The organism is Paenibacillus sp. FSL R7-0312, assembly GCF_038004445.1.
In the GTDB taxonomy this organism is placed as follows: Bacteria; Bacillota; Bacilli; order Paenibacillales; family Paenibacillaceae; genus Paenibacillus_AQ.
Genome location: NZ_JBBORE010000001.1, coordinates 1153290 through 1165321, shown reverse-complemented (window position 1 = coordinate 1165321; position 12032 = coordinate 1153290). Strand labels below are relative to the sequence as shown.

Sequence of the window (12032 nt, the reverse complement as noted above, 5' to 3'; positions counted from 1 at the left end):
TCAATTCCTTTAACCTACGTGTTAAAGTGTTGATAAATGTGCTATACTGTGTAAGTAAAACTTATTGCTTCTGAACAGCCATCTTGATCAAGATAGCTGTGAACCGGATCAGCATGTATGCTTGTCATTGATCCGTTAATCCGAAGCGCCCTTTCTAATGAGGGGCCGTTCTTGGATTCGACGGGGATAGTTCGAGCATGAGTAGCGAGTAGTGGGGACGCGTCCGCTTCATCAACGCTAAAGCCTATTAAACGGCAAACAACAAAACAACTACGCTTTCGCAGCCTAAGAAACTGTGCGCGTGCTTCTACCCTGCATCGCCCATGTGACAGGGATAGGGGCTAACAAGTAGTGGGATACGCTGTCTCATCTCCGCCTGCGGTGAGCTGAAGAAGACAATCAGGCTGACCCAACGTATAGCCGGTTACGGGGCGATACTCGGGTGACATCAAATCCGTGACTACACTCGTAGAAGCTTATGTGCCGTTATCTTCGGACAGGGGTTCGACTCCCCTCGGCTCCATATGGAGTATCAGTGAAGACACCTTTAGGGGTGTCTTTTTTCATTTCGGCGGCTGTTTTGGACTATACGTGGTGGTTAAAAGGCTTGCTGTGACGCGGTTTCGGGGGCTTGCTGTTAATGGATACAGTGAGTTTCACTGAGGCTATACGGAGACCGGTGGCTTTGGCCTCCACGTAACCCGTGATAAATATGCTCCCCCTTCGGCGTGTGTTTTCGCCTTCCATACCCATCATCCGCCCTTCGATTTTGACCAAAGAAGAGATCGTTGCAGTCTGAGCACTCCTACCTGCTATAAGTTGATATGAACGGTGCCATACGGAAATGTAGAAATTGGTTGTAACACCCAGCAGTATCAACTATAATTAGTGTCAGCTTGTAGATTAATGTCGAATAATGTATTGTCTTTCAGATAATCTCAATAATAATAGGGCACACTCGTTGAAAAACGGGGTCGCAAAACTACAGGGGCTATCACATGTCCAATTTGGATATGTTATGCCAGCCAGTTACCGAAGGCAAGGAAACCTCTCCTTTTCGGGAGAGTTTTTTTGTTGCAATGGGCCTGATTCATAAGGTGGGAGAACAGTGAGTATATTTAATAAGTCGATTGTATTTATCATAGCTCTGATTATTTTTGGACTACTAGGTAATATGCTCAGCCTATCCCTATTGCTGGGGGTCAATTTTATCTTCGGTAGTATATTCACCTTTTTGATATTGCGGATATATGGTCTTAAATGGGCTTTAGTGGCATCGGTTATTGTAAATGGTTACACGTTGTTTCTTTGGAATCATCCTTACGCTATGCTTGTTTTTGTGCTGGAAACTTTATTTGTCGGCGTCTTCTACAGAGGGAAAAGGATTGTTCTTTTTGATAGCCTATATTGGATGATTTTAGGGATGCCTCTCATATGGGTATTCTATCGTTATGCCCTGGATATGAATTTTACCGCTTCCCTGCTGGTTGTGCTTAAGGATGCCGTGAATGGTATTTTAAATGTATTGATTTCCAGTTTAATCTTTACTTATCTGCCTCTTCTTAAATGGCCATCATTCCAAAAACGCAAGATGTCGAGCTCTCTTCATGATGTGCTTTTCAACATATTTGTCACGTTTACCTTTATAACTTTGCTTCTGGTGACGGTGATGATCGGTCATGAACAGTATCACAACATGAATGAAAAAATAAAGTCAGAGACTGAACGAGATTCCGCTATCATCCGCAATGATCTTACAGAGTGGGGAGAAGTTCATGTTGCCGCAGTGAATACTTTATCGATGGCGGCGGCTGAGAATAGGATGGAAGAGATCGATTCCTTGCAGCGCCAAATGGCTTATCTACTGGCGTTATATCCGGATTTTACTACTTCATACATTGCTGATCGCAACGGAGTTACAAAGCTGTTCTCTCCATTACTAAATAACAAAGGAAAGTCAACGATTGGCTTAAACTTCTCGGATCGGCCTTACTTTGAATATATGAGAGAAAAACACCAATTCGTTGTTTCCGATGTGTTTCTTGGAAGAGGTTGCGTTAACGAACCCATTGTCGTTGTGGGCTCCCCTATTATGATTAGCGGCGAATTTACAGGGGCGGCCGTAGGTGTGCTCAATCTTAACTATGTTACAACGGAGTTAAAAAAGCTGGCGAATAATAGACTAATGAATGTCACAATCGTAGACCGGAATGACAGGGTTATTGCGAGTACTCGTGATGATCTGGCCGTTATGAACCCGTATAACTGGGCAGAAAGGGGCGAAGCAAGTGAAATAATTGGCGGTTTGTATCACTGGTTCCCGGATGCTATCAGAAATCCAATGAACAGATGGGGAGAATCCTCCTATTTCAAGATCATGACAATTCCGGAACTGGGTGATTGGAGTGTTATTGTCGAGGCACCAATTGCCCCCTATCGTGACCGCTTGTATAGCTACTACATAAAAATATTCAGTGTTTTATTGGCCTGTGGATTGATATTTATTTTTATTTCTAATGTGATCAGTGAAATCATTGTTCGACCGATTAAGCTTTTAACCCACACAACCACTAATTTACCTGAGAAAATAGCCGAGAACCAGAGCGTGAACTGGAAAGGCAGCTTTATACAAGAAATTAATACGCTTATATCTAACAGCAAGGATACGGCCACCAGACTTCAAAGCATGTTTGCTGAGATTCAACTCCTCGCCTATTACGACTGCTTGACCGGTTTACCCAATAGAGTCAACTTTAATCAACGGTTACAAGCTTACTTGAAGGAAGCCGACGACCATGGTCACACAGCCGCAATCCTGTTCATCGATGTCGATCGGTTTAAGATGGTAAATGATACGTTCGGTCATACAAAGGGCGATCAGTTATTAAAGCTGGTAGTTGTGAGGGTTCAAGAATGTCTTGGTCAGGATGCGATCCTCTCAAGAATGGGTGGAGATGAATTCATCGCCTTACTTCCCAATGTGACCCGTGAACAATCGGAACAAATTGCCCAAGCTGTTCTTGCGGCATTTAAGATACCCATTTCGCTAAGTGATCACGAGGTGTATACTACACCAAGTATTGGTATCAGCCTCTTTCCAACGGATGGAGACAGTGAGATGGAACTTATTAAGAATGCAGATCAAGCGATGTATATGGTTAAAAAGACAGGGCGTAATGGTTACAGTTTCTATGAGGGGAAGCTTAATACGTCATTGTCAAACCAAATGAGCTTGGAGACGATGCTTCATAAAGCTTTAGATAATCATGAGTTTGAACTATTCTATCAGCCCCGGATGGAATTGAAGACAGGCCAAATTATCGGACTAGAGGCTCTGATTCGATGGCGCCATCCAGTTCAGGGCATGATTAGCCCCGCGGAATTTATACCGATTGCCGAAGAAAGCGGACTGATTAGCCCCATTGGAGAATGGGTGTTACGGACAGCTTGTTCGCAAAACAAAGCTTGGCAGAATGAGGGCTACAAGCCAGTCTGTGTCTCCGTTAATCTATCCGTAAGGCAATTTAAGGATAAGGATCTGGTTCGGAACATCTCTGGCATCTTGAACGAGACCCAGCTTGATCCACGATACTTGGAGCTGGAGATTACTGAAAATATAAGTATGAACAATGAAGAACAGGTACTCTCCACTTTACAGGAGATAAGAAAGTTAGGCGTTAAGATCTCCATTGATGATTTTGGCACTGGGTATTCTTCATTGAACTATCTTGTGAACTACCCAATCGATTTCCTTAAAATTGATCAGTCCTTCGTTCGTAACATTCAGAGCCAATCCAACGATGTGTCCATTGTGAAAGCTATCATTTTCATCGCTCATAGCATCGGTTTAAAAGTTGTCGCGGAAGGCGTCGAAACGGAGGAACAATTGAACTTGCTGCGTGAATTGGAGTGTGATGATGTCCAGGGATATTTAATAAGCAAACCGGTACAATGTGAAGAGGTAAGGAATTTCTTATAAGGGAGTGCCGATAAGCTGCCTTTCTATGTATTATGGTGTCGTACGGGGGGCTTCTAGGGTGACATCAAAACTGTAACTACACTCGTAGAAGCTTATGTGCCGTTATCTTCGGACAGGGGTTCGACTCCCCTCGGCTCCATCTTATTATCAGTGAGATCACCTTCTTATGGTGGTCTTTTTATTTTTAGCAGAACTGCTTGCTCTATCGTCTAACCAGATTGTTTTTGTTTTAATTTTGCTTAATCCCTGACAATAATCTATAATTGTAGGCTAATATGCACTCTGTCAGGAGGAAATGATGAATTTTATTAGAGAGCACCTAGCAGGATATGGAGCGAGCGACCAAATGGTTGTGTATCTCTCGAACATCATCATGGTCTTATGTATTGCTGTACTCTCTGTAACGGCCAATCTTGTAGCCAAAAGAATCGTACTTAAGATCATTATTCATATTATCAATAACAACCGGTATACGTGGGATAATATTTTTTTGGAGAAAAAAGTATTTCACAAGCTGTCGCATCTCGCTCCAGCCTTTATCATCTATTACGCTGCGCCTATTTTTCCGCTGTATCAATCTTTTATTGTAAAGGTTGCCTTAGCTTATATGATTATTGTAACGATCAGGGTACTCAATGCACTTCTTGATGCCATTGATACTATTTATCGTACGTATGAAGTGTCCAAGATTAGGCCGATCAAGGGCTACATCCAGGTTGCGAAGATTTTTCTGTATATTATTGGTGCGATTGTGGTGATTTCTAACCTCATGGGTCAGAATCCGCTGATTCTTCTTAGTGGACTGGGAGCGTTATCCGCTGTTCTTATGCTAGTCTTCAAAGATTCGATACTGGGCTTGGTGGCAGGTGTTCAATTATCCTCTAACGATATGGTTCGTGTAGGGGACTGGATTGAAATGCCTAAATATAATGCCGACGGTAATGTCATAGATATTACGCTAAATACGGTAAAGGTGATGAATTTCGATAAAACCATTACCATGATTCCAAGTTATGCCCTGATATCAGACTCTTTTAAAAATTGGCGGGGCATGGAAGCCTCTGGGGGCAGAAGGATGAAACGAAGTGTCTGTATTGATACTAGCAGCATATGTTTCTGTACAAAAGAAATGATTGAGGAGTTCCGTAAGGTTCACTACCTTAGCGATTACATCACTACAAGAATCGATGAAATTAACGCCTATAATATCGAACATCATATCAATATGGAGAGCAAGGTTAATGGGAGACAGCTAACGAATATCGGGGTGTTCAGAGAATATGTCCAAGAATATCTGCGCAATCATCCTAAAATCCATAAGAATATGACGCTCATTGTCAGACAGCTGGAAGCAGGAGACAGCGGACTGCCCTTAGAAATTTATGCGTTCAGCAATGAGACTACCTGGGGTGTGTATGAGGCGGTCCAGTCTGATATCTTTGATCACATTTTTGCGATTATCCCTTTGTTTGGACTTCGTATTTTTCAGAACCCGACGGGCCAAGATATCCTTAACTTAAAAGAAAGAAGAGAGTATTCGATAGGATACTGAAGATATGATTGCATCCGTAAAGGCTTGTGTGCCTTTATCTTCGGGCAGGGCGGCGATTCCCTACGGCTCCGTCTGAAGGTGGGCTGATCAACTGCCGGGATTATTGAGGGTAAGCTTCATCAACGCTACGCTAAAGCCTATTAAACGGCAAACAACAAAACAACTACGCTTTCGCAGCCTAAGAAACTGTGCGCGTGCTTCTACCCTGCATCGCTTTAAAGTTTAACCCGCACATCCATTCACTCATTACAGAAGGTGCGCTGGACCGGAACAAGGAGTGGAAAAAGGCAGAGTTTATCTCGTATGAGTACTTACGAAAGTCGTGGCAAAAGCTACTGCTGGATCTCATGATGAAATGGTATCCGGAGGACGAACGGGTAAGAAGACTGGTGAATCAGTTGTACCAGCGTTACCCGAAGGGGTTTTGCGTGAATGCGGAGCAACGGATGATAGATGCGCGGGGAGCCGCAAAATATATAGGACGATATTTAGCACGTCCAGCGATCGCGGAGTACCGGGTCGTCAGCTATGATTACCATAAAGTCCATTATTGGTATGCAGATCACCGAACGGGTAAACGGGTATGTGTGGTCTCGCCCGTGATGAAATTTACTTACGACCTGGTGCAGCACATCCCGCCGAAGCATATACGGATGGTAGGGCGCTACGGTCTATACAGCCGTGGAAAAAACAAAGAGTCGCAGAAGGTCATAAATCTGTGGCGGTTCATGGTACATAAACAAATGGAGATGATCTTTCCAGCCAAAGAACGGAGGAAGAAGAGTTACCGTGAGCGAATGCTGGAGAGTTATGGTCAAGATCCGCTGATCTGTCCCTGCTGCAAGCACCGGATGTTGCTTGTGGTGATTTGGCATGCAGAATATGGCCGAATTTATTATTATGACGAAGAGCGAGAATATGCAGACCAAAAGAAATGGGGGATAAGGAAACATGGGAAAGGCGAAGAGAACAAACCGGATAAAATGAAGGATGGGGACTTATGGGAACCGTGGGCAGAAGAAGAGCCATAGATATGGATTGATTATGTCTGTGTGGAATGTGGGGAGTTAGACCCGGTGCCTGAGTTTATCGTGGTCGAGTGTTCGTATGGACTGGAGGTCGGAGAATCGCCGGAGTTTTTCTGTCCTTCTTGTAATGGAACCTTGGTAAGAAAAGAAGAGCCAACGGACAAATGACCGCTGGCTAGTAAGTCTATTCACCTGCTAGGGTGATTTTGTTCTGCTACTTCCTCCGCACCCGGAATGCAGTGTTCCTACTGTAGACGTCGTCTAACGTAGAAATTGCAAATTTCATTTTTTAATTCTTAGGAGATGAAGCTAAATTTTCATGAAAAAAACTAATTCTGTTTCGATGTTATTATTGCTGCTGACGTTAGGGGGATGGGCCGGTGCGCTGTGGATTCATGGCATGATCGGTGTGTATGCGTGGTTGGTGCTGAAGTTCATTTTGCCGGCTGCCGGAGCCGTATGGGCTGTAATGAATCTGATTTGGCTGGCCGTAAAACTTGTGAAGCGAGCACCCCTAAATAAACTGTTGCTGAATTTGGGGGTGTCGGCTGTACTAATTGGCCATTTTCTTTTGACGGTCAATGTAATCCCATTAGCATACCCAGTTGCCATTGTAGATACTAAGCCAGGGCTTACCGTGAAAATGCCGCTTCATACAGCAGCAGTCGTCGGCTGGGGTGGAGATTCCGCCGAAGATAACGCACCGCATGCGGTATGGTCCTCCGAACGCTGGGCTTATGATCTGGTAATGGAACCCTATAACACCGGAAGCAGCCATGCGGAGGATTACGGCATATGGAATCAGGAAGTGTACGCACCGCTGGATGCCGTTGTCATTGCTGCTTATGACGAGGAGGCTGACCTTACGCCCGGATCGGAGGAAGTTCTCTCTATGGAAGGCAATTATGTCTACCTGAAGGTTCCGGATACAGGCACCTACCTGCTTTTGAATCACCTGAAGCAGCACAGTATTACTGTAGCTGTTGGAGACAAGGTACAAGCAGGTGATCTGTTGGGACACGTAGGCAACAGCGGCTCGAGTTCCGAGCCTCATCTGCATGTTCACCATCAGCGACAGGATCCTACTCAAACATGGCTGCCCATCTTGGCCGAGGGGTTGCCGCTTTACTTCGGGGATATAGATAGTGCCACTATGCCTGTTAAAGGCGATCTGATTACCCCAACTGTTGTACATCAACCTTAGGGTAAAGGGGAAATTCTGAATATTACTTATAGGTAGCTTGCATGGCTTGAGAAAATTGATCGGAACTATGCTGTTTGTAGTGTCATGTGCGTGGAACTCTGCAATTGATAAGGTCTTAGCGCCGCCTGATTTCCGCTCAAGGGAGCAGCGTTCGTGACTGACTCTTATATGAAGGAGTAAAGGTGAGTTATTTCGGACTGTTTTTGTTTAGGTCAGGTTTGGACCAATATACTCTAGCCCGACAAGATCAGAACGATAGGTCGGTTCAGATTGCCATTCATCCTACAGAAGAGGCAGACGCACGGGAGATTTTTGCTGCACTGGAAGACGGCGGAGGGCGTATCTAAGTCCTTTGTTTCTGCCTGATTGAGTGAACTTATTTGGCCTGCTTATCAGGCTGATGAATCCCAAATAGATTACCTTCTGTATCATGGTAATATCCCTGCCAGGCCATTCCCGGCAGAGCATACTTCGGCATTGCGAGCTTGCCCCCAAGTTGCAGAATCAGAGCTTCAGTAGCGTCGTAATCCCCCACGCCCAGGGTACAAGCGTATCCATTCAGAGCTTGTCCGGGCCCTGGAGCAGCGCCTTGGCGTTTAATTAAGGCCCCATCGATTCCGGGCTGACTTGGATCCCCCGTAGTAGCTCCGAAATAGGGCATTCCGGCATACTCGCTCCAATCCTCGAAATACATTTTTATTAAATATATAAAATTTGATCAGGAATCAAGACTTTACAGAGATTCTTTATAGCTTCTCAATAGTATTGCCACCTCTATACTTCTTCCGATATTGGGCCGGTGTCATTGCGTACACCTTTTTGAAGCTGGAATAAAACGTGTTAAGCGACGAGAATCCGAAATTTTGGACGATGGGCTCAATCGGAGAGTCGGAGGCAATGAGCTCCTGACAGATGAAGCTTAGGCGCTTCTCCGAGATTTTGTCCGTAATGGACTGGTTTGTCTCCGCTTTATATAAACTGCGGAAATAATTAACGGATAACCCCAAATGATCAGCGAGCATTTTTGCGGACAAGTTCGGATCGGTTAATTGTGCTTCAATGAACCGGTCCGCCTGCTCGATCAGTGTCACATTCTTGGACAGCCCGCGGGCAGCTGCTATGTCTTCGAGTGTCTTAGTGACCAAGGCTTCCATCCATGGCACCACTTTGTCCATCGTCTCCTGCTGAATAATCTGTTTCTCAATAGAAGTCAGCCCCCATGAACTGGGCAGAGGCTGAGCGGAATGCTCCTGCATGAGCCGGCGTATATCCATAAACAAGGTAATTAACGACATTTTACATTCAAAATAGGGCATTTCCCGCAGCTTGACTACGGCTGAGCGTATGACTTCCAGAACCGTCTCTGCATTCCCCTTGGGAAGAGCCTGAGCGATATGCCGCTCTTTGTTCACAGGCAGGTGGTACAGCTCTCCGGGCGCACCTGGCAGCCATGCTTTTACGATGAGCGCCCTGTGTCCGAAGCGGAACCGTTCCTGCGTCAACTCATACGTCTCCATATATATCTCATGCATGTCGGTCAGGCTGGGCAGCGTCCTGCCCCAAGCGACAGTCGTTCCAACTGACAAATACTGCTCTATTAACTGTTGGGAGCCTTGCAGCTTCCGTGCATATTCTTCGGACAAGGGGGCGGATAGGACAACGGCCACGTGATCGTCACCCATATCCACCGTTTGCAGCTTGTGCTTGGACGATTGCAGCGACTCTTGAATAATATTGGACATGGCGAACCGGAGCAGACGCCGGTCCTTCTCCGGGTAGGTCTCCGAGAATTCCGAGAAATGGTCAATCCGGAAGATGGCCACCGACAGCTGATCTATCGGCAGGTCAATGCCCCACTCCAGAAATTGAGAACCTATCTCCTCTGCTGAATGGTAAGTCTCCCCCAGGAAATCTCGCAGGAACCTTTCTCTGCCCAAAAATTTATTAAGCCGCCATTGCTCGGTCAGTTCGTTGATCTGATTGTGCTGGGCTATAAACACATTGGATAAGTAGTCAAGTTCATTGGTGCTGTATCCGAGACCGGGCTTTTCCGCTTGATGCTGCCGCATTACTCTGGTAATCAGTTCTTGAATGGGCGAGTATACCCGTTTGGAGATCAGCACGATCACGGTCCAGGAGGCCCCGAACAAGGCAATGAACAGGACCAGGCTGGTGTTACGCAGAACCGTTATTTTCTCCAGAATGACAGACTTCGGTATCGTTTCGATGAAGGTCCAATCCTGAATTCCTTTGATGGAGATGTCTGCGTAAACCATTAGCTGCTCTCCCTGAGTTCGGGGATGAAAGAGCTTCCATCCGCTTTCGCCCTTAATCACGTGATTCCTGAGGTCCGCAGTTTGTTCCTGATTCAGAGAAGTGCTGCTAAAAACCGTCTCCTCCCGGTCATTCAGAACCGCAACCGATCTGTCGGCATCATTCGAATTGTCCTGAAGCAGGGTCATGAGATTATCCGTATCTATATTCATAACGAAAGCGGAGATGGAGCTGCCTCTTTCGTAAAATCTGATGATGGTCATCACCTCTTTGGGCGTATTCCCGGTAAGAGGGAGAGGCAGGGTTCTTGGAATGAGCACGCTGTGATTCGCGGTAACCGGGTCCTGTAAGCGCTTAATGATATCTTGGTCGTAGAACGTATCCGCATCATTCAATCCCAGTCTGGAATCAACAACTGTATCCGTGTAATCGTTAATGAGGTATACCGAATCGATCGACGGATTGGCGTTCTTGATGTCCATAAGCCGGCTCCATACCTCGAAAGTTTCAAAATCGCTGTAATGATCTGAAAGGGCATATACCTTGAGGGCGCTGTCATCACTGGAGGAGAAGCTAAATTCCAGCGCCCATTCCATCAGCCGTGCGGTGTTCTGGGCGCTGTTCACCAGCAGGGATTCGGAATGATCGCCGATCTCTTCCAGAAGCGTCTTGGATGACTGCCAATAGAGCAGCGCAAAGGATATACCCAGCACCAGAACGTTTGCACTGACAAAATAAAAAATAAGCTTCATATAAGTAGGATGCTGCTTCAGCGATGCGAGGAGTGGACGTCTGATTTTCATTGCTGGAACCTCCGTAATCATAACTGCCGGGCTCATAAATTGTAGATTAATTATAGCATACCGATTATTTTCGTCTTCAGAATCGTTTGTTTTCGCAATAGTGTTGTTTTTGGGAAGTTTGTAAATCTGCGCTTGCAGGAAGGATTAGAGCTTTTCGGAATTGCCGTAGCAGTGAGGGCTTGATAAGGTGACGGCATAGATAACGGCGTGCTCATGCAATTGCCGGTCTCGATGAAAGGGGGGATATAAACAGATGCAATACCCAATTAACACCAGTAAAAAGTCTAAAATGAACCATATTGTCCAAAATCCATTTCTTTATGTTATGGCCGTGCCGGGGTTGTTGTTTTTTCTAGTGTTCAGTTATTTTCCCATATACGGGATTATGATTGCCTTCAAAGACTATAATTTTGCCAAGGGAATCACAGGAAGTGATTGGGTCGGTTTTAAAAATTTTGATTACTTTTTTACTTCAGGTGATTTCTGGACCATTCTGCGCAATACGCTGGTACTGAACATACTGTTCATTGTGTTTACTACGGTGGCTGCGGTTATGATTGCTCTTATGTTTAATGAGATTCGTAATAAGTATTTCAAGCGAATATCGCAGTCTTTCATTTTTCTTCCTTATTTTATGTCTTGGATTGTAATAGGAATGATTGTCCAATCCTTATTCGGCGGGGAAGAGCCGATGATCAATAACTGGCTGCAAAATATCGGTATGGAGCCGGTGAACTGGATGTTTGAGTCGAAGCTTTGGCCCTACATTCTGACGGTAATCCGTGTATGGCAGGGAGCCGGTTATCTTTCGATTATTTTCCTGGCCGCGATTACCGGGATATCGGAGGATTTGTACGAGGCTGCCCGGATTGACGGGGCGTCCAAAGTGCAGATTGTGCTGCGCATTACGCTGCCACTGCTCGTTCCTACCATCATGATTATGACTTTGCTGGCCGTAGGCAAGATTTTCAATGGTGACTTTGCCATGATCTATGCCATCATTGGAGATAATTCATCGCTCTATCCGACTACCGATGTCATTGACACCTTCGTGTTCCGCTCTATGAGACAGCTGCATGACTTCGGCATGTCCTCGGCGGTTGGCCTGTTCCAGTCGGTGATGGGTCTAATCTTCGTCATTACCGCCAACTGGATAACCCGAAGGGTGTCCAAAGAATCTGCTTTATTCTAG

The 12032-nt window shown here is 45.5% G+C and carries 6 protein-coding genes, 1 other RNA gene, 1 pseudogene and 1 riboswitch; of the genes and pseudogenes, 6 read left to right on the top strand and 2 right to left on the bottom strand.

The genetic code is table 11. The annotated features are described in order from the left end of the window. Positions 1-161: 161 nt before the first annotated feature. The 5 genes from ssrA (at position 162) to MKX70_RS04820 (ending at position 7763) form a co-directional block, all read left to right on the top strand. Positions 162-526: a transfer-messenger RNA gene (ssrA, locus tag MKX70_RS04840) on the top strand. A 415-nt stretch (positions 527-941) separates the two neighbouring features. Then, a riboswitch (cyclic di-GMP riboswitch) is annotated at positions 942-1037 on the top strand. A gap of 71 nt (positions 1038-1108) precedes the next feature. Then, positions 1109-3979 (top strand): bifunctional diguanylate cyclase/phosphodiesterase, encoded by a 2871-nt coding sequence (locus tag MKX70_RS04835; RefSeq protein ID WP_052415854.1) that lies wholly within the window; start codon positions 1109-1111, stop codon positions 3977-3979. Positions 3980-4277: 298 nt separating this feature from the next. Further along, positions 4278-5531: a mechanosensitive ion channel family protein gene (locus MKX70_RS04830; protein WP_042231604.1), complete on the top strand. Its 1254-nt coding sequence runs from the start codon at positions 4278-4280 to the stop codon at positions 5529-5531. A 188-nt stretch (positions 5532-5719) separates the two neighbouring features. Beyond that, positions 5720-6562: an IS91 family transposase gene (locus MKX70_RS04825; protein ID WP_081956331.1), complete on the top strand. Its 843-nt coding sequence runs from the start codon at positions 5720-5722 to the stop codon at positions 6560-6562. 316 nt (positions 6563-6878) lie between these two features. Next, positions 6879-7763 carry a M23 family metallopeptidase gene (locus tag MKX70_RS04820; protein ID WP_042231610.1) on the top strand — a complete coding sequence of 295 codons (885 nt, stop codon included), beginning with the start codon at positions 6879-6881 and terminating at the stop codon, positions 7761-7763. Between the two features lie 376 nt (positions 7764-8139). On the opposite strand, the pseudogene MKX70_RS04815 reads toward MKX70_RS04820, so the two are convergent. Next, a pseudogene (locus MKX70_RS04815) lies at positions 8140-8451 on the bottom strand (VOC family protein); the annotation flags it as partial. Positions 8452-8509: 58 nt separating this feature from the next. Beyond that, a complete protein-coding gene (locus tag MKX70_RS04810; RefSeq protein ID WP_042231612.1) occupies positions 8510-10840 on the bottom strand; it encodes an AraC family transcriptional regulator in 2331 nt (776 codons plus the stop codon). Positions 10841-11093: 253 nt separating this feature from the next. Between MKX70_RS04810 and MKX70_RS04805 the strand changes: the two genes are divergently transcribed. After that, entirely contained in the window at positions 11094-12032 is a 939-nt protein-coding gene (locus MKX70_RS04805; RefSeq protein WP_042231615.1) for an ABC transporter permease, read from the top strand.

Coding starts and splice junctions, on each gene's coding strand:
- MKX70_RS04810 (WP_042231612.1), bottom strand. CDS start 10,840: ATGAAAATCAGACGTCCACTCCTCGCATCGCTGAAGCAGCATCCTACT.
- MKX70_RS04830 (WP_042231604.1), top strand. CDS start 4,278: ATGAATTTTATTAGAGAGCACCTAGCAGGATATGGAGCGAGCGACCAA.
- MKX70_RS04820 (WP_042231610.1), top strand. CDS start 6,879: ATGAAAAAAACTAATTCTGTTTCGATGTTATTATTGCTGCTGACGTTA.
- MKX70_RS04805 (WP_042231615.1), top strand. CDS start 11,094: ATGCAATACCCAATTAACACCAGTAAAAAGTCTAAAATGAACCATATT.